The 25,640-nt window shown below is 72.6% G+C and carries 18 protein-coding genes, 3 tRNA genes and 2 pseudogenes; 12 read left to right on the forward strand and 11 right to left on the reverse strand.

Annotated features, from left to right (window positions below):
- Positions 1 to 65 precede the first annotated feature (65 nt).
- Complete coding sequence (locus tag ACZ7HQ_RS02140) at positions 66 to 509, forward strand: gamma-glutamylcyclotransferase family protein (protein WP_470983494.1); 444 nt, start codon at positions 66 to 68, stop codon at positions 507 to 509.
- A gap of 9 nt (positions 510 to 518) precedes the next feature.
- Here the strand turns inward: ACZ7HQ_RS02140 and ACZ7HQ_RS02145 are convergent, their stop codons facing one another.
- The 4 genes and pseudogenes from ACZ7HQ_RS02145 to ACZ7HQ_RS02160 all read right to left on the reverse strand — a co-directional run bounded on the left by ACZ7HQ_RS02145 (position 519) and on the right by ACZ7HQ_RS02160 (position 5,951).
- A complete protein-coding gene (locus ACZ7HQ_RS02145) occupies positions 519 to 1,349 on the reverse strand; it encodes an arylamine N-acetyltransferase family protein (RefSeq protein WP_470983498.1) in 831 nt (276 codons plus the stop codon).
- Positions 1,350 to 1,405: 56 nt separating this feature from the next.
- Complete coding sequence (locus tag ACZ7HQ_RS02150) at positions 1,406 to 3,700, reverse strand: molybdopterin oxidoreductase family protein (RefSeq protein ID WP_470983501.1); 2,295 nt, start codon at positions 3,698 to 3,700, stop codon at positions 1,406 to 1,408.
- A 100-nt stretch (positions 3,701 to 3,800) separates the two neighbouring features.
- Positions 3,801 to 5,268, reverse strand: a pseudogene (locus ACZ7HQ_RS02155) (membrane-associated oxidoreductase).
- A gap of 2 nt (positions 5,269 to 5,270) precedes the next feature.
- Entirely contained in the window at positions 5,271 to 5,951 is a 681-nt protein-coding gene (locus ACZ7HQ_RS02160; RefSeq protein ID WP_470983504.1) for a SanA/YdcF family protein, read from the reverse strand.
- Positions 5,952 to 6,114: 163 nt separating this feature from the next.
- On the opposite strand from ACZ7HQ_RS02160, the gene ACZ7HQ_RS02165 reads away from it, so the two are divergent.
- The 5 genes and pseudogenes from ACZ7HQ_RS02165 to ACZ7HQ_RS02185 form a co-directional block, all read left to right on the forward strand.
- Complete coding sequence (locus tag ACZ7HQ_RS02165) at positions 6,115 to 6,969, forward strand: sirohydrochlorin chelatase (protein WP_470983506.1); 855 nt, start codon at positions 6,115 to 6,117, stop codon at positions 6,967 to 6,969.
- A gap of 73 nt (positions 6,970 to 7,042) precedes the next feature.
- A complete protein-coding gene (locus ACZ7HQ_RS02170) occupies positions 7,043 to 8,311 on the forward strand; it encodes a deoxyguanosinetriphosphate triphosphohydrolase (RefSeq protein WP_470983509.1) in 1,269 nt (422 codons plus the stop codon).
- Positions 8,312 to 8,415: 104 nt separating this feature from the next.
- The gene (locus ACZ7HQ_RS02175; RefSeq protein ID WP_470983511.1) at positions 8,416 to 9,681 is read left to right on the forward strand and encodes an NAD(P)/FAD-dependent oxidoreductase; all 1,266 of its coding nucleotides are present in this window, start codon (positions 8,416 to 8,418) and stop codon (positions 9,679 to 9,681) included.
- 47 nt (positions 9,682 to 9,728) lie between these two features.
- Positions 9,729 to 11,630, forward strand: coding sequence for a DNA primase (gene dnaG / locus ACZ7HQ_RS02180; RefSeq protein WP_470983513.1), 1,902 nt, complete (start codon positions 9,729 to 9,731; stop codon positions 11,628 to 11,630).
- A 191-nt stretch (positions 11,631 to 11,821) separates the two neighbouring features.
- A pseudogene (locus ACZ7HQ_RS02185) lies at positions 11,822 to 13,001 on the forward strand (RNA polymerase sigma factor); the annotation flags it as partial.
- Positions 13,002 to 13,034: 33 nt separating this feature from the next.
- Here ACZ7HQ_RS02185 and ACZ7HQ_RS02190 read toward each other — a convergent pair.
- The 4 genes from ACZ7HQ_RS02190 to ACZ7HQ_RS02205 form a co-directional block, all read right to left on the reverse strand.
- On the reverse strand, positions 13,035 to 14,963 hold the full coding sequence (locus ACZ7HQ_RS02190) for an ABC transporter ATP-binding protein (protein ID WP_470983516.1): 1,929 nt from the start codon (positions 14,961 to 14,963) through the stop codon (positions 13,035 to 13,037).
- Positions 14,963 to 16,696 carry an ABC transporter ATP-binding protein gene (locus ACZ7HQ_RS02195; RefSeq protein WP_470983518.1) on the reverse strand — a complete coding sequence of 578 codons (1,734 nt, stop codon included), beginning with the start codon at positions 16,694 to 16,696 and terminating at the stop codon, positions 14,963 to 14,965. The genes ACZ7HQ_RS02190 and ACZ7HQ_RS02195 overlap by 1 nt, the downstream gene beginning before the upstream one ends.
- 141 nt (positions 16,697 to 16,837) lie before the next feature.
- Positions 16,838 to 18,277, reverse strand: coding sequence for an FGGY family carbohydrate kinase (locus tag ACZ7HQ_RS02200; RefSeq protein ID WP_470983521.1), 1,440 nt, complete (start codon positions 18,275 to 18,277; stop codon positions 16,838 to 16,840).
- 48 nt (positions 18,278 to 18,325) lie between these two features.
- Positions 18,326 to 18,631, reverse strand: coding sequence for a YtxH domain-containing protein (locus ACZ7HQ_RS02205; RefSeq protein ID WP_470983523.1), 306 nt, complete (start codon positions 18,629 to 18,631; stop codon positions 18,326 to 18,328).
- 159 nt (positions 18,632 to 18,790) lie between these two features.
- Here ACZ7HQ_RS02205 and ACZ7HQ_RS02210 point away from each other — a divergent pair.
- The 3 genes from ACZ7HQ_RS02210 to ACZ7HQ_RS02220 all read left to right on the forward strand — a co-directional run bounded on the left by ACZ7HQ_RS02210 (position 18,791) and on the right by ACZ7HQ_RS02220 (position 19,194).
- A tRNA-Asn gene (locus ACZ7HQ_RS02210) sits at positions 18,791 to 18,863 on the forward strand.
- A gap of 6 nt (positions 18,864 to 18,869) precedes the next feature.
- Positions 18,870 to 18,942, forward strand: a tRNA-Asn gene (locus ACZ7HQ_RS02215).
- 175 nt (positions 18,943 to 19,117) lie between these two features.
- A tRNA-Ile gene (locus ACZ7HQ_RS02220) sits at positions 19,118 to 19,194 on the forward strand.
- Between the two features lie 292 nt (positions 19,195 to 19,486).
- On the opposite strand, the gene ACZ7HQ_RS02225 is transcribed toward ACZ7HQ_RS02220, so the two are convergent.
- On the reverse strand, positions 19,487 to 20,188 hold the full coding sequence (locus ACZ7HQ_RS02225) for an ANTAR domain-containing protein (RefSeq protein ID WP_470983526.1): 702 nt from the start codon (positions 20,186 to 20,188) through the stop codon (positions 19,487 to 19,489).
- A gap of 158 nt (positions 20,189 to 20,346) precedes the next feature.
- On the opposite strand from ACZ7HQ_RS02225, the gene ACZ7HQ_RS02230 reads away from it, so the two are divergent.
- Positions 20,347 to 20,706, forward strand: coding sequence for an STAS domain-containing protein (locus ACZ7HQ_RS02230; RefSeq protein WP_470983529.1), 360 nt, complete (start codon positions 20,347 to 20,349; stop codon positions 20,704 to 20,706).
- Positions 20,703 to 21,665 carry an anti-sigma factor RsbA family regulatory protein gene (locus ACZ7HQ_RS02235; RefSeq protein ID WP_470983531.1) on the forward strand — a complete coding sequence of 321 codons (963 nt, stop codon included), beginning with the start codon at positions 20,703 to 20,705 and terminating at the stop codon, positions 21,663 to 21,665. Before ACZ7HQ_RS02230 ends, ACZ7HQ_RS02235 begins: the two co-directional genes overlap by 4 nt.
- A 116-nt stretch (positions 21,666 to 21,781) precedes the next feature.
- Here ACZ7HQ_RS02235 and ACZ7HQ_RS02240 read toward each other — a convergent pair whose 3' ends face one another.
- The gene (locus ACZ7HQ_RS02240) at positions 21,782 to 22,684 is read right to left on the reverse strand and encodes a LysR family transcriptional regulator (protein WP_470983533.1); all 903 of its coding nucleotides are present in this window, start codon (positions 22,682 to 22,684) and stop codon (positions 21,782 to 21,784) included.
- 93 nt (positions 22,685 to 22,777) lie between these two features.
- Here ACZ7HQ_RS02240 and ACZ7HQ_RS02245 point away from each other — a divergent pair, with 93 nt between their 5' ends.
- Positions 22,778 to 24,175 carry an MFS transporter gene (locus tag ACZ7HQ_RS02245; protein ID WP_470983535.1) on the forward strand — a complete coding sequence of 466 codons (1,398 nt, stop codon included), beginning with the start codon at positions 22,778 to 22,780 and terminating at the stop codon, positions 24,173 to 24,175.
- Positions 24,176 to 24,542: 367 nt separating this feature from the next.
- Here the strand turns inward: ACZ7HQ_RS02245 and ACZ7HQ_RS02250 are convergent, their stop codons facing one another.
- Complete coding sequence (locus tag ACZ7HQ_RS02250; RefSeq protein ID WP_470983538.1) at positions 24,543 to 25,580, reverse strand: rod shape-determining protein; 1,038 nt, start codon at positions 25,578 to 25,580, stop codon at positions 24,543 to 24,545.
- Positions 25,581 to 25,640 lie beyond the last annotated feature (60 nt).

Genomic DNA, 25,640 nt, shown 5'->3' on the forward strand with positions numbered 1-25,640 from the left:
ATGTCATGTCCATAGTCCCTTCATGGAGATGTGTGAGGAGCCGAAGGGGGTACAGAATCGTTCCCGTGATCACAGAGGAACCCGAGCGGTCCGGAACCCCGCTGCCGTTCTTCGTCTACGGCACCCTCCGCCCCGGCGAGGCCAACCACGACCTGTTCCTGCGGGGCCGCACCGCGACGGAGGAACCGGCCCGGCTGCCCGGCGCGGCGCTCTACGACGGCCCCGGCTACCCCTACGCCGTCGAGCGTCCGGGCGGCGGGGTCCGGGGCGAACTGGTCACCGCCCGGCCCGAGACCTACTCCGGACTCCTCGCCGCCCTCGACCACCTCGAGGAGTACGTGCCCGGCGACCCGCGCAACCTCTACGAACGCGTCGCCCGGAACGTCGTCCGCACGACCGACGGCACACCGGCCCGGGCCTGGGTCTATCTGGCCGCCCCGCGCGTCGCCGCCCGGCTGCGGACCGAGGGACGGCTGATCGAGGACGGCGACTGGCTCTCCCGCCGCTGAGCCGGCGGTTCAGCCCAGCAGGGCCGGCCCCTCGGGCACGGCCACCCCGAACTCCTCCTCCACCACACGCCGGGCCTCCGCCTCGTCCGTCAGCTTGCGCTCGGTCACCGTTCCGTCGGCGCGGGTCTCGGTCAACCGGGCGCCGTCCAGGGCGAGATGGCGCTCGGCGGTGGTCCGCTGCAGATAGGGGCGGCGCGTGAACGGGGAACGCGGGCTGGTGCTGACGTACCAGTTGAACACCTCGAAGTCGGACGGGGCGAACGGCTCCAGCGTGAAGGCGTACTGACCCGCCCACGTGCGCGTCCTGCGGTCGTACGCCTGCAACTCCAGCAGTTCCAGGGGCCCTTGGTGCGGCAGCGGCACCAGCCGGTGCCGGCGTCCCGCGCCCTCGAACTCCTCGCCGGTCACCAACGGCACCGGCACCAGCAGCGCACCGTCGGCGCCGAAGCCGACGTCCGCGAGGTGCGGCCGCGGCTCGCCCGGCACCGCGACCCGCAGCATCGCGTGGGTGCGCGGCCGGCTCTCGGGTGTCCCGGCGCCCAGCACCACCCGCCCGGCCAGCGGCGTCACCCCGAACCCCAGCGCCTGAAGCGCCAGCCGGAGCAGTGTGTTGTGCTCATAGCAGTAACCGCCGCGCCGGCCGTGGATCATCTTGGCCATCAGATCGGCCGGGGCGAGCGACGGAGCCCGGCCGGACACGGCGTCCAGGTTCTCGAAGGGCAGGGACAGCGCGTGGGCCAGGTGCACGCCCCGCAGGGTCTCCAGACCGGCCCGCCGGCCGCCCTGCCATCCGATGCGGTCCAGATAGGCGTCGAGGTCGTGCTGGTCGAAGTCGGACATGCCTCGAACCTACGTGCCCCGGCCGCCTGCCGCCGCGGCCTGCGGATCGATCCGCGCTACTCCCCTGGTCCTACGACCTCGACCCGCACGGCGCACGACTTGAACTCCGGCATCCGGGACGTCGGGTCGAGCGCCGGGTTGGTGAGCGTGTTGGCGCGGCCCTCGCCCGGCCAGTGGAACGGCATGAAGACGGTGTCGGGGCGGATGCCCGGGGTGATGCGGGCCGGGGCCACGGCGCGGCCGCGCCGGGAGACCACCGTGACCGGGTCGCCCTCGCCCGCGCCGATACGGGCCGCGAGGCGGGGGTGCAGTTCCACGAAGGGACCGGGCGCGGCGGCGTTCAGCTCGCCGACCCGCCGCGTCTGCGCCCCCGACTGGTACTGGGCCACCACCCGGCCGGTGGTCAGCAGCAGCGGATACTCGGCGTCGGGCTCCTCCGCCGTCGCCCGGTGGGCCACGGCGACGAACCGGGCCCGGCCGTCCGCGGTGGCGAAACGGTCGAGGAAGAGCCGGGGGGGTCCAGGGTGCACCACGGGCGCGGCGGCTCCGGGCGACACCGCGCCGCCGACGTCCCGGGCCGGGTCGTCGGGCAGGCCGTCGAGCACCGCGTCCTCCCCGTCGTCGACCGCCGCGGGCCTGCCGGTGGTGCCGGTGAGTGCGGGTCCGTCCGCCGGCCTGCCGGCGGGATCCGTGAGGGTTCCGCTGTCGCCATGCGCGGCCGGGCCGGTTCCGGTGTCGGTGTCCTGGGCCGGGCACGGCCAGAACACGCCGTTCTCCTCCGCCAGGCGGCGGTAGCTGATGCCCGAGTAGTCGGCGGGGCCGCCCGCGCTCGCCCGGCGCAGCTCCTCGAAGACCTCCTCCGGGTCCGTCGGGAAGCCCTTCTCCACCCCCAGCCGGGCCGCCAGCTGGTGCAGGACGTACAGGTCGCTGCGGACCCCGGGCGGCGGCGTGATCGCCTGGCGGCGCAGCAGGACCCTGCCCTCCAGACTGGTCGTCGTGCCCGTCTCCTCCGCCCACTGCGTCACCGGCAGGACCACGTCCGCCAGCTCGGCCGTCTCCGACAGCACGACGTCACAAACCGCCAGGAAGCCGAGGGACTTGATGCGCTCCTCTATGTGTGCCGCGCGCGGCGCCGACACCACCGGGTTGGAGCCCATCAGCAGCAGCGCCCTGATGTCCGTACCCAGGCTGTCGAGCAGCTCGTACGCGCTGCGCCCGGGCCCCGGCAGGCTGTCCGGGTCCACGCCCCACACGCCCGCCACATGGGCCCGCGCCGCCGGGTCGTCCAGCTTGCGGTAGCCGGGCAACTGGTCGGCCTTCTGGCCGTGTTCGCGACCACCCTGCCCGTTGCCCTGCCCGGTGAGACAGCCGTACCCGGACAGCGGCCGGCCCGCCCGGCCGGTCGCCAGGCACAGGTTGATCCACGCACCCACCGTGTCCGTACCCTTGGACTGCTGCTCCGGCCCGCGCGCGGTGAGCACCATCGCCGACGCGGGCTCGCAGAACATCCGAACCGTCTCGCGGAGCTGGGGGACGGACACCCCCGTGATCCGCTCCACGTACTCCGGCCAGTACGCCATGGCCGCCGCCCGCGCCTCCTCCCAGCCGGTGGTCCGCTCGCGGATGTACTCGTCGTCCGTCCGCCCGTCCGCCACCACCAGGTGCAACAGGCCCAGAGCCAGCGCGAGATCGGTGCCGGGGCGGGGGGCCAGGTGCAGGTCCGCCTGCTCGGCCGTCCTCGTCCGGCGCGGGTCGACGACGATCAGCGTGCCGCCGTTCTCCCGCAGCTCCGTGAAGAAACGCAGGGAAGGCGGCATGGTCTCCGCGAGATTCGACCCGACGAGGATCACGCACCCGGTCCTCGGGATGTCCTCCAGCGGGAACGGCAGCCCCCGGTCGAGACCGAACGCCCTCGTACCGGCCGCCGCGGCCGACGACATGCAGAACCGGCCGTTGTAGTCGATCTGCGAGGTGCCGAGCACGACCCGGGCGAACTTGCCCAGCGCGTAGGCCTTCTCGTTCGTGAGCCCGCCGCCGCCGAACACGCCCAGCGCATCGGCGCCGTACTCCTCGCGCGTGCGCCCGAGCCGCTCGGCGATCCGGTCGAGTGCCTCGGGCCAGCCCGCCTCCACCAGCCGGCCCCCGGTCCGCACCAGCGGCGAGGTCAGCCGCACTCCCGGCGCCAGCACCTCGGCCGCCGTCCGGCCCTTGCCGCACAGCGCGCCCCGGTTCACCGGGAAGTCCGTCCGCTCGGTCACCTCGACGCCCCCCCGCGGCAGGGGCGTGATGTTCATCCCGCACTGCAGGGCGCAGTACGGGCAGTGGGTGGGCGTCGGGGCGATCGTCTCCATGCCGCCCAGCGTGCGTCGGCCGTGTTACGGCCCCGCCCGCCTTTCGGTTACACGCCCGGCACGGCCACCTCCCCGCCGGGCCGGTGACGCCGTGAGGTCCCTACTGCCGGCTCAGCGAGCGGCTGACCCCCGCCGCGATCGTCGTCGCCAGCACCCAGCCGGCGGCGATCAGCAGATACGACAGCCACTGGTACCCCCCGCGCGGCGCGAACGCCCCCTCCTGCCCGAAGTCGATGATCGGCAGCAGCAGGTCGAGGGTGTAGAAGAGCGGGTTGAACGCGGGTGCCTCGGTGGGCTTGAGGGCGGGCGGATGGTGCAGTGCGAAGGCGAGCGTGCCGATGCACAGCAGGAGCAGCAGCCAGCCCGCGGCCCGCATCGGACGGAAGCCGTAGCCGACGGCCGCGTCCTGGAGGTAGCCCCACAGCCGGGCGTACGGCGGCAGGGTGCCGCGGTGGCGGCGGAGCCTGGCCAGCTGGACGGTGCGGGCTGCGGCGTCGTCGCCCACCGTGCGGTAGGCCGTGGCCAGCTGCTCGTAGGGGTGCGGGAGGTAACCGTCCGGCTCGCGTTCCAGCAGCGGAAGACGCTGCTCAGCGGGGAGGTGCGGGGTCAGGACGCGGTAGCCGAGCCCGTCGATCCGGACCTGCCGGGGCCACACCTCGGGCGGCACGTGCAACAGGTCGACCTGGGCGCGGCGCAGATTGACGGATCCCTCGATCGGCGCGGCCTCCCGCAGCCACAGCTCACCGACGACACCGCTGCTGGCGCGCAGGGCCTGGCCGCCCGGGTTGGACAGACGGGCGTGTGCGAGGTTGAGCTGACGGGGGATGCGGGCACCGCCCAGATTGACCCGGCCACGGGTGCGCAGCCGCATGCCGTGCAGGTCGGTGCCGACCGTCAGGACCTCGGCGTGCAGCGCGTCGTCTCCGGGGGCGTTCAGCTCCGCGTCGTTGAGGTTCACCTGATTGCGGACGACCGTCCCGTTCATGTGGACCTTGCCGTGTGCGACGAGGCCGGGGGCCCACACGTCCGTGCCCACCTCGGCGTGGTTGAGCTGGAGCACGGGCTCCTCGGGGACCTCGCCGGGAGTGCCGAGCCGCGCCCCGTTGGCGAAGAACGCTCCGGACAGCTTCGCGCCCGCCAGCCGTACCGGACCCGCGATGCGGCAGCAGGTGATCCGCAACACCCCGTCGACGCGGAGGGTGCCCGCGGTGAGCCCGGGAAGGACCGAATCGCTCAGTACCAGGGCGGGGATCCTCGCCCCGTACAGATCAGGGGTCTCGTCGAAGTGGCAGGCCCGCAGCCGGACGGGGTGCTCCACGGTCCCGTGCATCAGACTGAGCACCCCGGTTACGCGGGACCCACACCTTCAGACCGGCGATCCGGCCCTCCCGCACCGGGCCGTCCAGCAGCAACTCCCGCAGCACATCCGCCCGCAGGGTCCGCTCCGGACCCCATGAGGCGCCCTGCGCGGGGTCCTCGTCGTCGCCCTCCCGGAAGTCGACGCCCTCGCCGAGCGGGAAGGCGTCCCGAACGCGGCGCTCGGCGGGCGTCAGGTCCGTGATCCCCATGCTCAGCCCCGCCCCTGGCCCAGCGCCCTCGTCACCCCGCGCTCCCGGGGGCCCAGGAACGTCGGGTCCGGGTGGAACACCGCGTCCAGCACCGCCTTGCCGGCCGCGAACACCTCGCGCGTGCCGCCGTAGTACCAGGTCACGTCGTGCTTGTCGGCCACCCCGACCCCGTAGGAGTCCACGCCCGCCGCCTCACACAGCGCCACCGCCCGCCGGATGTGGAAACCCTGGCTGATCAGCACGGCCCGGTCCACCCCGAAGATCTTCTTGGCCCGCACACAGGAGTCCCAGGTGTCGAACCCGGCGTAGTCGCTGACGATCCGCCCGTCCGGCACCCCGTGCTTCGTGAGGTAGGCGCGCATGGCGTCGGGCTCGTCGTAGTCCTTGCGGCTGTTGTCCCCGGTGACCAGGACCACCTCGACCCGCCCGGCCCGGTACAGCTGCGCCGCCGCGTCCAGCCGGTGCGCGAGGTACGGCGACGGCTCCCCGTTCCACAGCCCGGCCCCGAACACCATGGCGACCTGCGTCCGCGGGGCGTTCGCCGTCGTACGCAGCCGGTCCGCCGTGGACACGTACAGCCAGGTCGCCGGCAGCAGCGCCAGCACACACCCGGCCATCACGGCCTGCACCAGCCGCCGGCGCCCCTCACGGGTGCGTGGCAGCCGCGGTCGACGGATCTTCATTCGGCCCCCCAGGGATCGGTGCCAACCGGTTCCGACCATGGAGGACGTCACCGGCAGCCGTCCGGTTCGCCTCACATCGAGCATCCGTACGACGTGAAGCCACGGAAAACACCCGTGACGGCCCGGCAACGGCCACGCAACCTGTCACCGTCAGGATCCTTCCATGACGGCGTCGCACCCTCCCCGCTCCGAGTCCGACCTCCACCTCGACACCACGGCGCACCTCATGAACAGCATCAGCAGCCGGCTCGCCGGGCAGCTCCGGCTCGTCCCCCCGCCCGTGCGCCGCCGCCCGGCCCCGCCCGCCCTCGTCCTGGTCGCCCACGGCAGCCGCGACCCGCGCGCGCTCGACACCGTGCGCACCCTGCGGGACCGCGTACGCGAGCTGCGCCCCGGCCTGGCCGTCCACCTGGGCCACATCGAGCTGAACGAGCCCCTGCTCCCGGACACCCTCACCGCCCTCGGTGACGCCCCCGCCGTCCTGGTCCCGCTGCTTCTCTCCCGCGGCCACCACGTCAAAGCGGACATCCCCGAGACGGCCGCGGCAGCGAAGGCGAGCACCCGGGTGGCCGCGCCGCTCGGCCCGCACCCGCTGCTGGTGGAGGCCCTGCACGACCGCTTGCTCGAGTCCGGCTGGCCCACGGCCATGGACCCGGCCACGCGCCGCACGAGCGCGGTGGTCCTCGCCGCCGCCGGCTCCCGCGACCCGGACTCGGCAACGGACACCCGCCGCACCGCCCGCCTCCTGGCCGGCCGCCTGGGAGTCCCGGTCGTCCCGGCCTACGCGTCGGCGGCGGCCCCGACCGTACCCACGGCCGTGCGCGCCCTGGCGGCACGCGGCCGGCACCGGGTGGCGATCGCGTCGTACTTCACGGCACCGGGCCGCTTCGCGACGCAGTGCGCGCAGACGGCACCGTGGATCGCCTCGGCCCCGCTGGGCGCCCACCCGGCGATGGCCCGACTGGTCCTGCGCAGATACGAGGAGAGCCTTTCCACGCGGTCGGCGGAAGCTGCCTAGGAACACGGAAGCCGCCCGGGGACGCGGGGCCGTATGACGGAATTCGGCAGACGAGTGGGCTTACTGTCGAATCATGGAAGGCACCGTATTCAGCTATGACCCGGCTGCCATGGAACGCTGGGCCACCGAACCCGACAAACGCCCCGGCCGCACCGCCTTCCAACGCGACCGCGCCCGCATCCTCCACTCGGCCGCCCTACGACGCCTCGCCGGCAAGACCCAGGTGGTCACGCCGGGAGCACACAGCCAGGTCTGGGACGCCAGTCCGAGAACCCGGCTCACCCACTCCCTGGAGTGCGCCCAGGTCGGCCGGGAGCTGGGCGCGGCCCTCGGCTGTGACCCCGACCTCGTGGAGGCCGCCTGCCTCGCCCACGACCTCGGTCACCCGCCCTTCGGCCACAACGGCGAACAGGCCCTGAACGCCTTCGCGGACGACTGCGGCGGCTTCGAGGGCAACGCCCAGTCCCTCAGGCTCCTCACCCGTATCGAGCCGAAACGGTTCACCGAGGACCGCTCGGTCGGCCTCAACCTCACCCGTGCCACCCTCGACGCCGCCACCAAGTACCCCTGGCCCCGCGGCGCCCACCCCACCGACCCGGCGTCGAGGAAGTTCGGTGTCTACGAGGACGACCGCCCGGTCTTCGACTGGGCCAGAGCACACGCCCCCGGCACCCGCACCTGCTTCGAGGCCCAGGTCATGGACTGGTCGGACGACGTGGCGTACTCGGTGCACGACGTCGAGGACGGCCTGCACGCCGGTCACATCGATCCCAACTGCCTGCACGCGGAGCCCGAGCGGCAGGCGGTGTTCGAGGTCGCCGTCGGCCGGTACGTCCCCGCCGGCACCGACCCGGCCGAACTCTCCGCCGCCCTCGACCGGCTCCAGGACGAGGAGTGGTGGCCGCACGGATACGACGGCACCGCGGTCGCACAGGCCCGTCTGAAGGACGCCACCAGCCAGCTCATCGGCCGGTTCTGCCTCGCCGCCGAGGGCGCCACGCGCGCCGCGTACGGCACCGGCCGGCTCACCCGCTACGACGCCGAACTCGTCGTACCCCGCGAGGCCCGCATGGAGTGCGCGGTGCTCAAGGCGGTCGCGGACCGGTACGTGATGCAGCGCGCCGAACAGGAGCGGCTGCGCGCGGACCAGCGGGTCGTCGTGGCGGAGCTCGCCGAGGCACTCACCGCCCGCGCCCCCGACGGGCTGGACCCGCAGTTTCGGGCCCTGTTCGACGGGGCAGGCGACGACCACGCGCGCAAGCGGGTGATCGTCGACCAGATCGCCTCCCTCACCGACGCCTCGGCACGCTCGCTGCACGCGAGACTCACGGGGCATATGTGAGAGGAAAGTGACCGGCAGTGGCCTGATCGGGTCACACCCCCTTCCCGCAGCAGCCCGCGTGCGGGACGCTCGCATGTGGCGGCACCCTTACGAGGAGGCATCAAGTGGTCGACGCGGATCAGACATTCGTCATCGTCGGGGGCGGTCTCGCCGGCGCGAAGGCGGCCGAGACGCTCCGGGCGGAGGGCTTCACCGGCCGGGTGATACTGATCAGTGACGAGCGCGACCACCCCTACGAGCGCCCGCCCCTGTCCAAGGGCTACCTCCTCGGCAAGGAGGAGCGCGACAGCGTCTTCGTGCACGAGCCCGCCTGGTACGCGCAGAACGACATCGAGCTGCACCTCGGCCAGACCGTCGACCGCGTCGACCGTGTGGCGAAGACCGTCCGCTTCGGCGACGACGGCACCCTCGTCCGCTACGACAAGCTGCTGCTCGTCACCGGCGCCGAGCCCCGCCGCCTGGACATCCCGGGCACCGGTCTGGCGGGCGTGCACCACCTGCGCCGCCTCGCGCACGCCGAGCGGCTCAAGGGCGTCCTCCAGCACCTCGGCCGGGACAACGGGCACCTCGTGATCGCGGGCGCCGGCTGGATCGGCCTGGAGATCGCGGCGGCGGCGCGCGAGTACGGCGCCGAGGTCACGGTGATCGAGCCGGCACCGACCCCGCTGTACGGCGTGCTCGGCCCCGAACTGGGCAACGTCTTCGCGGAGCTGCACCGCGAGCACGGCGTCCGCTTCCACTTCGGGCGGCAGCTGACCGAGATCGTCGGCCAGGACGGCATGGTCCTCGCGGCCCGCACCGACGACGGCGAGGAGCACCCGGCGCACGACGTGCTGGCGGCGATCGGCGCGGCGCCGCGGGTCGCCCTCGCGGAGGCGGCGGGGCTGGAGATCGCCGACCGGGCGGCCGGCGGCGGCATCGTCGTCGACGAGCGGCTGCGCACGTCCGACCCCGACATCCACGCGGCCGGGGACGTGGCGAACTTCCCGCTCGCCCTGTTCGGCACCCGGCTGCGGGTCGAGCACTGGGCGAACGCGCTGAACGGCGGCCCGGCGGCGGCCCGCGCGATGCTCGGCCAGGACGTCACCTACGACCGGGTGCCCTACTTCTTCACGGACCAGTACGACCTGGGCATGGAGTACAGCGGCTGGGCCCCGCCCGGCTCGTACGACGAGGTGGTGATCCGGGGCGACGCCGGGAAGCGGGAGTTCATCGCGTTCTGGATCAAGGAGGGCAGGGTCCTGGCCGGGATGAACGTGAACGTGTGGGATGTCACAGAGCAGATCCAGCAGCTCACCCGTTCCAAGGCCCAGGTGAACATCGAGGCACTCTCGGACCCCCACGTACCGCTCGACAGCCTCACCTCCTGATCTCCCGGGGCCCCGGAACTGTCACAGCACCCCCGTAGAATTCACGCGTGGCAGGACGGATCAACGACGAGGACGTGAAGGCGGTACGGGACGCGGTCCCGATCGACGCCGTGGTCTCCGAGTACCTCCAGCTGCGGGGCGCGGGCGGCGGCAACCTGAAGGGCCTGTGCCCGTTCCACGACGAGAAGTCGCCGTCCTTCCAGGTCAGCCCGAGCAAGGGACTCTTCCACTGCTTCGGCTGCCAGGAGGGCGGCGACACCATCACCTTCGTGATGAAGGTGGACCACCTCTCCTTCTCGGAGGCGGTCGAACGCCTCGCCGCCCAGGCCGGGATCACCCTGCGCTACGAGGAGGGCGGGTACAACCCGACCCACCAGCGCGGCGAGCGCATCCGCCTGGTCGAGGCCCACAAGATCGCCGCGCAGTGGTACGCCGAGCAGCTCGCCACCAGCGCCGAGGCCGAGGCCGGCCGGGTCTTCCTCGCCGAGCGCGGCTTCGACCAGGCCGCCGCCGTCCACTTCGGCGTCGGCTACAGCCCCCAGGGCTGGGACCACCTCACCCGCCATCTGCGCGGCAAGGGCTTCTCCGACAAGGAGCTGCTCCTCTCCGGGCTGTCGCAGGAGGGCCGCCGGGGTCCCATCGACCGGTTCCGGGGCCGTCTGATGTGGCCGATCCGGGACATCGGCGGCGAGGTCGTCGGCTTCGGCGCCCGCAAGCTGTACGAGGCGGACAACGGCCCGAAGTACCTGAACACCCCCGACACGGCGATCTACCGGAAGTCGCAGGTCCTGTACGGCATCGACCTGGCGAAGAAGGACATCGCCAAGGCCAGCCGCGCGGTCGTGGTCGAGGGCTACACCGACGTCATGGCCTGCCACCTCGCCGGAGTGACGACCGCGATCGCGACCTGCGGTACGGCCTTCGGCGGCGAGCACATCAAGATCCTGCGCCGCCTGCTGATGGACAACGGCAGCGCACGCGTCATCTTCACCTTCGACGGCGACGCCGCCGGCCAGAAGGCCGCCCTGCGCGCCTTCGAGGACGACCAGAAGTTCGCCGCCGAGACCTACATCGCGATCGCGCCGGACGGCATGGACCCGTGCGAACTGCGCCTCGCGAAGGGCGACGAGGCGGTGGCGGACCTGGCCGAACCGCGCACGCCCCTCTTCGAGTTCGCGCTCCGCCAGATCGTGAGCCGCTACGACCTGGACACTCCGGCAGGCCGCGCGGCCGCCCTGGACGAGGCCGCGCCGATCGTCGCCCGCATCAAGAACAGCGGCGCCCAGCACGAGGTCGCCGTCGAACTGGCCGGCATGCTCGGCATCCTCGACACCCAGTTCGTGGTCCGGCGCGTTGCCCAGTTGGCCCGCTGGGCCCGGGAAGGCAAGGGCCCGCAGCAGGGCCGTCCCCGCGCGGCCGACCAGCAGTGGCAGGCCGCCCCGCGCCCGGCGAACTCCGGCCCGGCCCTCACCCTGCGCAATCCCGTCTACGCCGCCGAGCGAGAACTGCTCAAACTCGCCCTCCAGCGACCCGAGTTGGTTTCCCCGGCCTTCGACGCCTACGGCGTGGACGAGTTCACCGCGCCGCCCTACGCCGCCGTGCGCCAGACGATCGCCGAGGCGGGCGGTGCCGAGTACGGCGTATCCGACCCGCAGGAGTATCTGGTCCGGGTCCGCGAGGCCGCGCCGGACGACACCGCCCGCGCGATGGTCACCGAGCTGGCCGTGGAGCCGATCCTGCGCCGCACGGTGGACGAGACCTACGCCGGCACGGTCCTGGTCCAGATCCGCCGCCGCGCCGTCGAGCGCCGCATCCGGGACATCCAGTCCCAGATGACCCGCCTGTCCACCGGCGGCGATCCGGCTCAGCTGGCCTCGGTCCAGAACGAGATGTGGATCCTCCAGCAGTACGACCAGGCGTTGCGGGAGCGGGGCGCGGAGGCGCTGTAGGGAGCCTCCTGGCCTCCGGGAGATCGGTGCAGTTGCCGTTCGCATAGTCCAGCGAACCGCGTAACCGACCGGTGACGGACCGGACGCAAAAAGTCACCGCACGCCCCTCGTGGCGGGGATGTGTCGTACTCCACACTGGGTCCGGTGCCCGAGTCCCCGGGGCCTGTCCCAGGAGCGCAGGCCGTCGACTCTCCGCTCCCGAAGTACCGCTGCCGCCCACCTTCAGCAGCGATCATCCTGGAGGTCGCCCCCGTGCAGACCCAGACCCTCGCCCAGACCGACAGCGCCCCCCGCACCACCGCGGACGCGCCGGACGCGGAGACGGACGTCCTCATGGCCGTACCCCCGCAGGGCCGCCCCGCCGAACCGGCCGAACCGCCGGTGGAAGCGCTCACGGACGAGCCCGAGGAGGCCGTCGAGACCGTCGAGACGCCGGTCTCCGCCAGGGCCGAGACCGGCGGCCCCTCGGCCGACCTGTTCCGCCAGTACCTGCGCGAGATCGGCCGCATCCCGCTGCTCACCGCCGCCGAGGAGGTCGAACTCGCCCGCCGGGTCGAGGCCGGCCTGTTCGCCGAGGAGAGGCTGGGCAACGCACCTGATCTGGACAGTCAGTTGGCGCTCGACCTGGACCGGCTCGTCGTCATGGGGCGGATGGCCAAGCGGCGGCTGATCGAGGCCAATCTGCGGCTCGTCGTCTCCGTCGCCAAGCGGTACGTCGGCCGTGGGCTGACCATGCTCGACCTGGTGCAGGAGGGCAACCTCGGGCTGATCCGGGCGGTGGAGAAGTTCGACTACGCCCGCGGGTACAAGTTCTCGACGTACGCCACCTGGTGGATCCGCCAGGCCATGTCGCGGGCCCTGGCCGACCAGGCCCGCACCATCCGTGTCCCGGTGCACGTGGTCGAGCTGATCAACCGGGTCGTGCGAGTGCAGCGCCGGATGCTCCAGGAGCGGGGCTACGAGCCGACCCCCGAAGAGGTCGCCGCCCACCTCGACCTGCCGCCCGAGCGGGTCTGCGAGGTCCTGCGCCTGGCCCAGGAACCGGTGTCCCTGCACGCGCCGGTCGGCGAGGAGGAGGACGTGGCCCTCGGCGACCTGATCGAGGACGGGGATGCGGCGAGTCCCGTGGAGTCGGCGGCGTTTCTCCTGCTCAGGGAGCACCTGGAGGCGGTTCTGTCCACGCTGGGGGAGCGGGAGCGGAAGGTCGTCCAGCTCCGCTACGGCCTCATCGACGGCCGGCCCAGGACTCTGGAGGAGATAGGCCGGCTGTTCGGGGTGACCCGGGAGCGGATACGGCAGATCGAGTCCAAGACCCTCAACAAGCTGCGGGACCATGCCTTCGCGGATCAGCTGAGGGGGTACCTGGACTGAGAGGGGGCCGCCTGCCGGCGACCCCCCAGGCGGCTAGTCCACCTCGGCCACGGCCTGCGCGAACTGGGCCTTGTACAGCCGGGCGTACGCACCGTCCGCGGCCAACAGCTCCGTGTGCGCGCCCTGTTCGACGATGGCGCCGTTCTCCATCACCAGGATCGTGTCCGCGTCCCGGATCGTCGACAGCCGGTGCGCGATGACGAACGACGTCCGCCCCGTGGCCAGCTTCGCCATCGCCTTCTGGATCAGCACCTCGGTCCGGGTGTCGACGGAGCTCGTCGCCTCGTCCAGCACCAGGATCGTCGGGTCGGACAGGAACGCCCGCGCGATGGTGATGAGCTGCTTCTCACCCGCGCTGACGCCCGTACCCTCGTCGTCGATCACGGTGTCGTACCCGTCCGGCAGGGTACGGATGAACCGGTCGGCGTGCGCGGCCCGCGCGGCCTCCTCGATCTCCCCGCGGGTGACCTCCCTGGACGCCCCGTAGGCGATGTTCTCCGCGATGGTCCCGCCGAACAGCCAGGTGTCCTGCAGCACCATCCCGATGCCGGCGCGGAGTTCGTCGCGGGACATGCGCCGGATGTCCACGCCGTCCAGGGTGATCCGGCCGCCCGACACGTCGTAGAACCGCATCAGCAGGTTGACCAGCGTCGTCTTGCCGGCACCCGTCGGGCCGACGATCGCCACCGTGTGACCGGGCTCGGCCGTCAGCGAGAGGTCCTCGATCAGCGGCTTCTCGGGGTCGTACCGGAAGGACACGTGCTCCAGGCGGACCCGCCCGCGCAGTTCCTCCGGCCGCTCGCCCGGCACCGGATCCGCCTCCTGCTCCTCCGCGTCCAGGAGTTCGAAGATCCGCTCGGCCGAGGCGACACCGGACTGCACCAGGTTCGCCATGGACGCGACCTGCGTCAGCGGCATCGAGAACTGCCGCGAGTACTGGATGAAGGCCTGGACATCGCCGATGGACAGGGCGCCGGACGCGACCCGCAGACCGCCGACCACCGCGACCAGCACGTAGTTCAGGTTCGACACGAACATCATCAGCGGCTGCATCACACCGCTGTTGAACTGCGCCCTGAACGCGGCCTCGTACAGCGCGTCGTTCTGCTCGGCGAACTGCTTCGCCGACTCCTCCTGCCGGCCGAACACCTTCACCAGGGTGTGCCCGGTGTACATCTCCTCGACGTGCGCGTTCAGCTTGCCGGTGGAGCGCCACTGCTGCACGAAGTGCGGCTGCGACCGCTTGCCGACCCGGGTGGCCACCAGGAACGACAGCGGCACGGTCACCAGCGCCACCAGCGCCAGGATCCAGGAGACGTAGAACATCATCGCGAGCACGCCGATGATGGTCAGCAGCGAGTTGATCAGCTGGCCCATCGACTGCTGGAGCGTCTGCCCGATGTTGTCGATGTCGTTGGTCGCGCGGGAGAGCACCTCGCCGCGCTGGCGCTTGTCGAAGTACGACAGCGGCAGCCGCGACAGTTTCGTCTGCACGGACTCGCGCATCCGGTACATCGTGCGGTTCACGGCCCGGTTGACCAGCCGGGTCGCCACCGCCATCAGCAGGCCGGCGATCAGGAACGTGCCGAGCGCGAGCAGCAGGACGTTCCCGACGGCACCGAAGTCGATGCCCTTGCCGGGCGTGAAGTCGGTGCTCGTCAGCATGTCCGCGATCCGGCCCTGGCCGTGGGCCCGCATCTGGTCGAGGACCTGCTGCCTGGTGACCCCGGCCGGCATCCGCCGGCCGATGATGCCGGAGAAGACCAGGTCGGTGGCCCGGCCCAGGATCTTCGGGCCGATGACGTTCAGGGTCACGCTGACGACCACGCACAGCAGCAGCCCGTAGATCGTGAAGCGTTCCGGTCTGAACTGGGAGACGAGCCGTTTGCCCGACCCCTTGAAGTCCATCGAGCGCTGGTCGGGGCCGCCGCCGGCCATCATGCGTCCCATGGGCCCGGCCATCAGGCAGCCTCCGCTTCCGTCAGCTGGGAGAGCACGATCTCCCGATAGGTCTCGTTGCCCGCCATCAGTTCCCGGTGCCGGCCGGAGCCGACGACCCGGCCCTCGTCCAGCACGATGATCCGGTCGGCCTCCCGGATGGTCGCCACCCGCTGGGCGACGATGACGACGGTCGCCTCGGCGGTCTCCCGGCCGAGCGCGGCGCGCAGAGCCGCGTCGGTGGCGTAGTCGAGCGCGGAGAAGGAGTCGTCGAAGAGGTAGATCTCCGGGCGCTGGACGAGCGTGCGGGCGATGGCGAGCCGCTGGCGCTGACCGCCGGAGACGTTCGTGCCGCCCTGCGCGATCGGCGCGTCGAGGCCGCCCTCCAGTTTCTGCACGAAGTCCTTGGCCTGCGCCACCTCCAGCGCGTGCCACAGTTCCTCGTCGGTGGCGTCCGGGTTGCCGTAGCGCAGGTTCGTGGCGACCGTCCCCGCGAACAGGTACGGCTTCTGCGGCACCAGCCCGACGGTCTTCGCCAGCAGCGCCGGCGCGACCTCCTGGACGTTCACGCCGTCGACGAGGACCTCGCCCTCGGTGGCGTCGAACAGCCGCGGGACCAGCCCGAGCAGTGTCGACTTTCCGCTGCCGGTGGAGCCGATCACGGCGGTCGTCTCACCCGGCCGGGCCACCAGGTCGATGGACTTCAGCACCGGCTCCTCGGCACCCGGATAGCGGAAGCCCGCGCCGCGGATCTCCAGATGGCCGTGCGCGCGCAGCTCGGTGACGGGCGCCGCCGGCGGCACCACGCTGGAATCGGTCCCGAGGACCTCCTGGATGCGTTCGGCACACACCTCCGCGCGCGGCACCATCATGAACATGAAGGTGGCCATCATCACGGACATGACGATCTGCATCAGATAGGCGAGGAACGCGGTCAGGTCGCCGATCTGCATCCCGCCGCTGTCGATGCGGTGCGCGCCGAACCACACCACGGCGATCGACGACAGGTTCACCACCGTCATGACGATCGGGAACATCAGCGCGAGCATCCGGCCGGTGGCCAGCTGCATCTCGGTGAGATCGCCGTTGGCCATGCCGAACCGGCCCTGCTCGTACTCGTCACGCACGAAGGCGCGGATCACCCGGTTGCCGGTGATCTGCTCGCGCAGCACCCGGTTCACCGTGTCCAGGCGGACCTGCATCGACCGGAACAGCGGGCGCAGCCGGCGCACGATGAACGTCACGCAGACCGCCAGCACCGGTACGACCGCGACGAGCACCCCGGACAGGGGCACATCGAGGCCGAGGGCCAGCACGATGCCGCCGACGCACATGATGGGCGCCGACACCATCAGGGTGAACGTCATCAGGGCCAGCATCTGGACCTGCTGTACGTCGTTCGTCGTACGGGTGATGAGGGAGGGGGCCCCGAAGTGGCCCACCTCACGCGAGGAGAAGGACTGCACCCGGTCGAAGACGGCACCGCGCACGTCCCGGCCGAGCGCGGAGGCGGTCCGCGCGCCGTAGTACACGGCGCCGATGTTGCACACGACCTGTGCCAGCGAGATGCCGATCATCAGGGCGCCGAAGGACAGGATGTAACCGGTGTCGCCCTTCACGACACCGTTGTCGATGATGTGCGCGTTCAGGGTGGGCAGGTAGAGGGTGGCGCACGTCTGCAGGAACTGCAGCAGCACCAGGACGGCTATGGGTTTCTTGTACGGCCTGAGATGGGACCGCAGAAGTCGTATGAGCACGCTAGGTCTCTCGGAGTCGGCGACAGGGGCTGGTCGGTGTCCCGTGGCCCCTATCGTCGAACACTCCACCCGCGTTACCTCAACCGATTAACCCGTTGGTGAGGCTCTTACAGCCCCAGGGGTTCGCGGTGCTGTACGGCGTCATGAGCGAAACGCCCCCGGATGGGTCTGCTCCCGTACGGCCACGAACTGCTGCCGTACCGCCTGCCCCACGGCCAGCTGGTCGCCGGGCTCCAGCACCTGCGCCGCCGCACCCTGCCAGGCCGGCGGCGTCCGCGGATCGAGTGTGCCCTGTGACACACCGAGCGCCCAGGCCGCCTGCCGGGCCGCGCCGATCGCCGCGTAGTCCGCGGGCTGCGGCACGACGACCTGCGCGCCGAACAGCGAGGGCGCCGAGGCCTGCACGGCGGCCAGCTCGGCGGCCTGGCCCAGCAGGAAGATCCGCCGCACGTCCACGCCCCTCCCGCGGAGCACGTCCAGGGCGTCGGCGAGGCCGCACAGCATGCCCTCGAACGCGGCCCGCGCCAGGTGCTCGGGCTTCATCGACTCGCGGCGCAGTCCGGCGAGCGTCCCGGCGGTGTGCGGCAGGTTCGGCGTCCGCTCGCCCTCCAGATAGGGGAGCAGGACGAGTCCGTGGGCGCCCGGCGTGGACTTCATCGCCAGCTCGGACAGGCTCTCCAGGTCGGCGAGACCGAGGAGTTCGGCGGTGCCGCGCAGGGTTCGCACGGCGTTCAGGGTGGTGACGACCGGCAGGTGCATGCCGGTGGCGTCGGCGAGGGAGGTGATCATCCCGGACTGGTCGGCGAGGGCCTCCGGGTGCACGGCCATCACGGACCCGGAGGCGCCGAGGGACACGACGGCGTCCCCCAGCCCGATCCCGAGCCCGAACGCGGCGGCCATGGTCTCCCCGGTTCCGGCGGAGATCAGCAGCCCCTCCGGGGTCGTACCGGCCGCGTCCGAGGGGCCGATCACCTCCGGCAGCATCGCCTGGTGGCCGAGCGCCAGCTCGACCAGGTCCGGCCGGTAGGCGCCGGTGGCCGCGGACCAGTACCCGGTCCCGGACGCCCCGCCGCGGTCGGTGGTCCTGCGCACGGGCCGCCCGAGCAGCTGCCACACCAGCCAGTCGTGCGCCTGGAGCAGTACGGCCGTCCGGCGGGCGTTCTCGGGTTCGTTCTTCGTGAGCCAGCGCAGCTTGGTGACGGGCTGGGCCGCCGATGGCACACACCCCACGGCCTGCGCCCAGGCCTCCCGGCCGCCGAGCGCGTCGATCAGATCCGCCGCCGCGACCTGTGCCCGCTTGTCGCCGCCGGCCATGGCCGGGCGGACGGTGTTGCCCTGGGCGTCCAGCGGGACCAGGGCGTTCTGCTGCGCGGAGACACCGATCGCCTGCACGCTCTCCAGCAGACCGCCCCCGGCGGCCTCGCCGAGTGAGAGCAGCCAGGCCTGAGGGTCGACATCACTCGGCCGGCCCTCCACCGGGTGCGGGGCATACCCCTGCCGTATGACGGCACCGGTGTCGGTGTCGCAGACCACGATGCGCGTGGAGTCCGGTGAGCTGTCCAAGCCGGCGACTATCCCCATGCGGAGAATTTTGCAGCATTCCTGCGCTTGCTTCGGCTGGGGGCGCGCCTAGGTGTTGCTCGTGCCCCAGTCGTCCTCGGGCGTGCCGTCCACGTTTCGCTCCCTGAGGGAGCGCACGCGCTGGGCGACGGTCTCGGGTACCCGGTCGCCGACCCGGTCGCTGACCGTGTGGAAGGCCTTGCCGGCGTACTGGCGGCCCTGCTGGGCGGCGGTCTCGGCCGTGTTGCGCACGGCGGGGTTCTGCGCGATCCGCTGAGCGGATTTCTTCAGCTGCTCGTAGCGCTCGCGTCCGGCCCTCGTGCCGAGTACGTAACCGAGGGCCAGTCCGGCGACGAACGTGAGCCGGTAGCGCATGGCTGCCACCCTTCCCTTGCCTGGGTCTGCTGGCGCGACGTGGGCGCCGGAGGTACCGATTGGCGGAGCACCCCCCTGCTTGCGCTAATGTATGTGTCGCAGCGAGCGCCCGCCCCCTGGCGAATACCCAGGTAGGTACGTTCGATGCAATCGAGGCGATCCTCCGTAGCTCAATTGGCAGAGCAGCCGGCTGTTAACCGGCAGGTTACTGGTTCGAGTCCAGTCGGGGGAGCTTCGGTCCTCCGTAGCTCAATTGGCAGAGCAGCCGGCTGTTAACCGGCAGGTTACTGGTTCGAGTCCAGTCGGGGGAGCGCGTGAACGAGGACCCCTTGGGGGTCCTTTTTCATGTCCGGGGGAACCGCCGCTCCTGCGCCGATGTCCTCAAGGTCATGAGCAGCGCAGAAGCCGACCAGCCGAAGCAGGAGATCGTATGAGCGGCTATGCTGCGGCAGACGGCGCGCACACTTGTACGCGACACGCCGCTATGGGGCGGTAGCTCAGCCGGTTAGAGCAGCGGACTCATAATCCGTCGGCCGTGGGTTCGAGTCCCACCCGCCCCACCAGGCGTCACCTGTGCAGAAACGATGTGACCTGTGGTGACGCCAAGTTCCCTGGATACAGGGAGGCTTGGCGTCCGCTGGACCCCCGGTCGAGTTGACCCGTACATGCTTGAACGGTCCGCGTCCTGGGCACGCACCCCCTACCGGCGTCCACCGCCGGACCGCTTCGGCACAGGGAGGGCGTCATGGACCGCCGCATCCGGGTACGCGTCAGCCGGCGCCCCGCCGCCCCGCGTGAGCGCGAGATCGACCGCCGGACGCCCTCCGGGCGCATCCTGCCGTACTGACCCCCGCATCAGCCGGCGTCCAGCGGGCCCGGTCCGCCCGGGCGGGTGTCGATCGCTGTCCGCAGGGCCGTGCGCAGTTCCTCCGGCAGGGCCGGGCCGCCGGGGGTCGCGCTCGCGGTGATCGCCGCCGCGACCTGGCGGAGTTTGGTGTTGGAGCGCTGGGAGGCCTCGCGGAGGATGTCCCAGGCGCGGTCCGGGGTGCAGCCGTGCGCTGCCATCAGGATGCCGCGGGCCTGGTCGATCATCGGACGTGAGTCGATCGCCTGCCGCAACTGCTCGATCTCCAGGCGCAGCAGGTCCAGTTGCTCGGCGCGTTCCCGCGCCACCGCCGAGGCGGTGCGGCCGGGGAGCGGGGCGGGCGGTGCGGTGCGCAGCGGGTCGGTGGTCTCCAGACCCATCAGCTCCAGGATCCGGCGCGGCTGACCCCGCCAGCCGGTGGCCGAGACCGCCACGCCGTGCCGGCGGCCGTAGTCCCGCAGCAGGTCCAGGAACGCCGGGCCGATCGAGTCCATGAAGGACACCCCGGTCAGGTCGAGATCGATCCGGGCGACGTCCCCCGGCAGTCCGGCGAGGACCCCGGCGATGGTGTCCGTGCAGCCCTGGACCAGTTCGCCACGGGCCCGGAGGACGATCCGGTCACCCTGCCCGCGGACGTCCACGGCCAGGGTGTCCGGCCGTCCGATGTGCGGTGCGTGTGCCGCTGAACGCATGTCGCCGCCCCGTCCTCCGCTCTCCTGGGTCCTCGCGGTGCCTCGCTGCTCGGCTGCCCTCCGCGCCCGCGCTCACACCCGCGCGCCCGGATCCGTCCCCGGCGGGTGAGTCGCGCGGCATACTGGGCACTTCTCCAGCTGTGCGAGTGGGAGAAGGAGTGAGCGGACCCGAGGTCGTGCGGCCCCGGCGGTCGGCCGACGGCGTGCCGGCCCCCGGGCTCGACGTGTTCCCGCTCACCGGGCGGACCGGATTCCGCGCGGTGGGCGAGGTGAGCCTGCCCACACACCGCATCTGGGAGTGCGCGCTGGACGATGCCGTGCGCGACGACGGGGACGTGTACTACGTGGAGCTCTCCGCGCTGTCCTTCGTCGATGTCGCCGGGGCCGAGGCACTCGCGGACGCCGCCCGGCGCTTCGGCGAGCGACGGCTGGTGCTGGACCGTCCGCCGGCCGCGTTGTCCCGCGTTCTGGGGCTGTTGTGGCCCGGACTCCCAGCGATCGAGGTGTCGACGTCATGACCACGACGACGGAATCCGTCGACCCCGTCGAGCCCTTCGTGCACCCCGCGCTGTTCTACGCGGACACGGAGCAGTACCTGGCCGGCACCGTCCCCTTCGTCCGTGACGCGCTGGCGGCCGGCGCACCGGTCGCGATCGCCGTGCCCGGCGAGAACCTGCGGCTGATCCAGGACGCGCTGGGCGCCGACGGCGACGCCGTACGGTTCCTGGACATGCGGGAGGCCGGCCGCAACCCCGGCCGGATCATCCCCGGTGTCCTGCGCGCCTTCGCCGACGCCCAGCCGGCCGGCCGGCGCGTCCACATCATCGGCGAGCCGGTCTGGGCGGGCCGCAGCCCGGCCGAGTACCCGGCCTGTGCCCAGCACGAGGCGCTGATCAACGCCGCGTTCCAGGGCCGCGAGGTCACCATCCTGTGCCCGTACGACACCGCCCGGCTGGACGGGCGCGCGCTCGCCGACGCCCACGCCACCCATCCGGTCGTCATCCCCGCCGGCGGCGCTGCGCAGCGCCCGAGCGAGGCCTACGACCCCGAGGACGTCGTCGCCCGCTACAACGAGCCGCTGCCGCCCGCCCCCGGCGACGGCACGGGCGTGTTCACCACCGCCTTCGACGAGGACTCCCTCTCGGCCGCTCGGCACCTGGCCACCGGGCACGGCGCCCGGCTGGGCCTGGCCGGCCTGGGGCTGGAGAACCTGGCGCTGGTCACCGCCGAGCTGACCACCAACAGCGTGATCCACGGCGGAGGCACCGGCGTGCTGACGGTGTGGGCCGAGGGCGGGTACGTGCTGTGCGAGGTGCGTGACAAGGGCCGGCTGGCCGACCCGCTCGCCGGCCGCAGGCCGGCCTCCCGGGACCAGCGGGGCGGGCGTGGGTTGTTGCTGGTCAATCTGTTGGCGGATCTGGTGCGGGTGCACACCGGGGCGGCGGGGACGACCGTCCGGTGCTACCTGGCCCGGTGATGCGGCTTCCCGCCGTGGCGGGTCCGGCGGACGCCGGGCGCGGCTCGGCCGTGGCTGCTCGCGCCCGCGCGGCGGAGCCGCGGGTCACCGGCGGCCCCGCGCCCCTCTGGGGTGCCTCACTTCGCGGCGCCCAGCGGGTCCGCTCGGTGGGCCACCGCCAGCAGGGCTCGTACGGTGCTCTCGGCCGGGCCCAGGCGGGGGTGCCACTGGGCGATGATGCTGACCGGGCGGATCCGCTCGGCCAGCCGCAGTTCGACCAGTTCGCCCTCCTGCAGCTCCCGAGTGACCGTCAGCTCCGGCAGCAGGGTGATGCCGTGGCCGTGTCCGATGAGCCGCAGCAGCGCCGCCATCGAGCCCTGGAGCAGGGTCTGCTGGGCACCGGCCAGCAGGTCCTGGCCGAAACGGTCCACCAGCATCTGGCAGGTGCAGCCCCGTTCGGCCACCAGGAACGCGTGGTCCAGCAGTTGTTCGGGCGTCACCGTCTCGTGCCGGGCCAGCGGATGGCCCGGCGCCGCCACCAGCACCGAACGGCAGTGACCCACGACCGCGTGCGGACGGACCGGGCGGACGCCGTTGTCGTACTCGAACACCAGGTCCAGCCGGCCCGCCGCGAAGTCCTGTTCCAGCGCCCTGCGCGGAGCCACCGTCAGTACCACGTCCGCGGCGGCGTCCGTGCCGCCCGCGCCGTACTCCAGCGCGGCCAGCACCTCGGGCAGCCACGCGTGCGCCAGTGACTCCAGGGCGCCGATCCGCAGCCGCGGCCGGTCGCCGCGGGCCGCCCGCCGCATCCGCTCCTCCAGCTCCAGCGACTCGCGGGCGTACGGCAGCAGCCGGGCGCCGGCCTCGGTGAGCGCCGCACCCGTCCCGGCCCGCACCAGCACGCTCACGTCCAAGTCGGCTTCCAGCCGCTTGAGTTGGGCGCTGACACTGGACTGTGCGTAGCCCAGTGCCTGGGCGGCGGCGGAGATGCCGCCGTGCTCGACGACCGCGACGAAGGCGCGCAGATAGCGGGAGTCCACGGCGACCAGGGTAACCAGCCCATCGGACTCTTCGATGGGGCCATCGCGATCACGGCGTCGCGGCACCCGCGCCCAGCGGGACAGGCTGCGCCCATGACCACAGCCGACTCCGCCGCCAGACCACCAGCACCGGCCACCGATCCCGGTTCCGGCAGCGCCCCCGGGAACAGCTTCGGCAGGACGCCCGGGAAGATCTCCGGTCTCACCTTCGCCGGTATCGCCACCGGCAATCTGCTCGTCCTGCTGGACACCTCGATCCTCAACGTCGCCGTCCCCGACATCCAGACCTCGCTGCGCCCGGCCGCCGCCGCGCTGCCCTGGACCGTCGACTCCTACACGGTCGTCTTCGCGGGGCTGCTCCTGGCCGGCGGTGTCATCGCCGACCGCTGGGGCGCCCGCCGCGTCTACACCGTGGCCCTCGGCCTGTTCGCCGCCCTGTCCGTGGCCTGTGCCCTCGCGCCCGGCCCCGGCACGCTGATCGCCGGCCGCGCGCTGCTCGGAGCCGCGGGCGCCGGCCTGGTGCCCGCCTCCGTCGCCCTGCTCATCCACCTGAACCCCGACCCCGCCCGCCGCACCCGGGCCATCGGCGCCTGGACCGCACTCAGCGGGCTGGGCGCCGCCGCCGGACCCGTGCTCGGCGGCGCCCTCGTCGAACTCGGCGGCTGGCGGCTGGTCTTCCTCGTCAACCCGCCGCTCGCCGTGGCCGCGCTGCTCCTCGCCCGCCGGCTGCCCGCGCCGCCCGCCCGGGGCGCCCGCGCCCTGGACCGCCCGGGGCTCGTCCTGTCCACCGCCGGGCTCGGCCTGCTCACCTTCGGCCTGGTCGAGGCCGGCATCGAGGGCTGGGGCGCGCCGCCGGCGCTCGTGCCGCTCGCCGCCGCGCTCGGCTGCTTCGCCGCGCTGGCCGCCGTGGAGCGCCGGGCCGCCGCCCCGGTCCTGCCGCCCGCGCTGCTCGCCCTGCCGAAGGTGCGGACCGCGATGGTCGCCGCCGCGGTGTCCTGCTTCGCCTACTTCGGCGGGCTGTACCAGCTGGCCGTATGGCTCCAGCACACCTACCGTCTGACGCCGTTCGACGCCGGTCTCGCCGCCCTGCCGATGGTCTTCCCGGTGTGCGTGATGCCGTTCTTCACCGGCCGGCTCGTGGCCCGCCACGGCCCCCGCCCCGTCCTGCTGGCCGGCATGTCCGCCACCGTGCTCGCCGGCGCGCTGCTGGCCTGCGCCTCGACGCTGCCGCTGATCGTGGCCGCCGAGGCGGCCCTCGCCGCGGCCGGCACGCTGTCCATTCCCGGGGCCGCGGCCGCGGTGGCCGTCGCGGCGCCCGCGGAGTACGCCGCGACGAGTCAGGGGGCGCTGAACGGCATCCGCCAGGCGGGGTCGGCGTTGGGGGTGGCGGTGCTGGGTACGGTGGGTTCCCTGGCCGCGTCCGGGTACGTCCTCCTCGTGGCCGGCGCCTGTGCGGTGGTGCTGCTGGCGCGGCGGGCAGTGCCGCGGTAGGCAGTCTGCCGTGTCAGCACAGCGGTCCTGCCAGCTGTGTTCGTCCTCGGCCGTGAACGGGCCGCCGCCACGCCGGCCGGCCAGGTGCAGGCGTCCGAACGGCTCGCCGTCGGCCAGGACCGGCACGTCCGGGCCGGCGGCGTCCCCGAGCGGTGGCGTGGCCGTACGGATCTCGGCGAGCTGGTCCTGAGCGGGGCCGGTGGTGCCCAGCGCCGCGTACCGGGCGCCGGCCAGTTCGGCGGCGCCGTCCACGATCCGCTGCAGGGTGGCGCGCAGTCCGGGCTCGGAGCCGACCCCGAGGACCGCTTCGAGCAGCGGCGGCAGGTGCGGGACGGGATCGCCGGCCGTACGGCGTGCCGTGCGCGGCTCAGGCGGCCAGCGGGTTCAGGACCAGCGGCTCGATCCGGCCCTCCAGCATGGCGCCGATGCCCTCGACCGCGCAGAGTTCGGGGCATTCGGCGATGAACACCGGGATCCCGGTGGCCTGCCGCAGCATGTGGTCGAAGCCGGGCAGCAGCGCCGAACCGCCGACCATCGTGATCCCGCGGTCGGCGAGGTCGGCGACCAGGTCGGGCGGGCAGTCGCGCAGCACCTTGCCGATGCCGTCGAGAACGGCGGTCAGCGGGGTCTGGATCGCGCCCCGCACGGCGGCGGTGTCGACGGTCACGCTGCGCGCCAGCCCGGTGACCACGTCCCGGCCGTTGATCTGTGTGGCGCTCGGGCCCTGCGCGGTCAGCCCGTTGCCGGACAGGGCCAGTTGCAGCGGACGCACCGACTGACTGGGCAGGATCAGCTTGTGCGCGTGGCGCAGGTACTGCACGATCGCCTGGTCCACGGCCTCGCCGCCCACCGGGATCCGCTCGGCGGTGACGACGGACCCGAGCGAGAGCACCGCGACCTGGGTGGCCGCCGCCCCGCACATCATGATCATGGTGGCCTCGGGGCGCTCGACGGGCAGCCCGCACCCCACGGCGGCGGCGATCAGCGTGTCCACCAGCTCGACCCGGCGCGCGCCCAGCCCGACCAGCGTCTCGATGGTCGCCCGCTGGGCCAGCGGATCGGCGCCGTGCGGGGTGCACGCGGCGGCCCGCAGTCGCAGGTTGCGCCGCAGGGCACGGCGGGTCTTGTCGCCGAGCAGCTGCCGCAGCATGCGCTGGGCCATCTCGATGTCGACCACCGTGCCGCCGGAGATGGGCCGGACGACCCGGATGTAGCTGGGCGTCCGCCCCGTCATCTGCTCGGCGAACTCGCCGACGCCTATGAGTGCCCCGCTGCGGGTGTTCACGGCGGCGACCGAGGGCTGGTCGACGACGAGACCGGCGCCCTTCACATACACCCGGGTGCGGGCCGCGCCCAGGTCGACGGCGAAGTGGCAGCGGCGCAACTGCTCCAGACGGACGGTCACGGTGGATCCTCCCGGTGCGCGGGCCTCGGTGCGCCCGGCCGGTTGGCGGGCCTCTCACTG

The sequence above is a fragment of the Streptomyces sp. NPDC037290 genome, assembly GCF_055603245.1.

Bases quoted from the DNA above. Each gene is read 5' to 3' on its own strand.
- ACZ7HQ_RS02205 (WP_470983523.1), bottom strand. From the start codon at position 18,631: ATGCGCTACCGGCTCACGTTCGTCGCCGGACTGGCCCTCGGTTACGTA.
- ACZ7HQ_RS02245 (WP_470983535.1), top strand. From the start codon at position 22,778: ATGACCACAGCCGACTCCGCCGCCAGACCACCAGCACCGGCCACCGAT.
- ACZ7HQ_RS02200 (WP_470983521.1), bottom strand. From the start codon at position 18,277: ATGGGGATAGTCGCCGGCTTGGACAGCTCACCGGACTCCACGCGCATC.
- ACZ7HQ_RS02150 (WP_470983501.1), bottom strand. From the start codon at position 3,700: ATGGAGACGATCGCCCCGACGCCCACCCACTGCCCGTACTGCGCCCTG.
- ACZ7HQ_RS02145 (WP_470983498.1), bottom strand. From the start codon at position 1,349: ATGTCCGACTTCGACCAGCACGACCTCGACGCCTATCTGGACCGCATC.
- ACZ7HQ_RS02235 (WP_470983531.1), top strand. From the start codon at position 20,703: ATGACCACGACGACGGAATCCGTCGACCCCGTCGAGCCCTTCGTGCAC.
- ACZ7HQ_RS02190 (WP_470983516.1), bottom strand. From the start codon at position 14,963: ATGGCCGGGCCCATGGGACGCATGATGGCCGGCGGCGGCCCCGACCAG.
- ACZ7HQ_RS02165 (WP_470983506.1), top strand. From the start codon at position 6,115: ATGACGGCGTCGCACCCTCCCCGCTCCGAGTCCGACCTCCACCTCGAC.
- ACZ7HQ_RS02225 (WP_470983526.1), bottom strand. From the start codon at position 20,188: ATGCGTTCAGCGGCACACGCACCGCACATCGGACGGCCGGACACCCTG.
- ACZ7HQ_RS02160 (WP_470983504.1), bottom strand. From the start codon at position 5,951: ATGAAGATCCGTCGACCGCGGCTGCCACGCACCCGTGAGGGGCGCCGG.
- ACZ7HQ_RS02170 (WP_470983509.1), top strand. From the start codon at position 7,043: ATGGAAGGCACCGTATTCAGCTATGACCCGGCTGCCATGGAACGCTGG.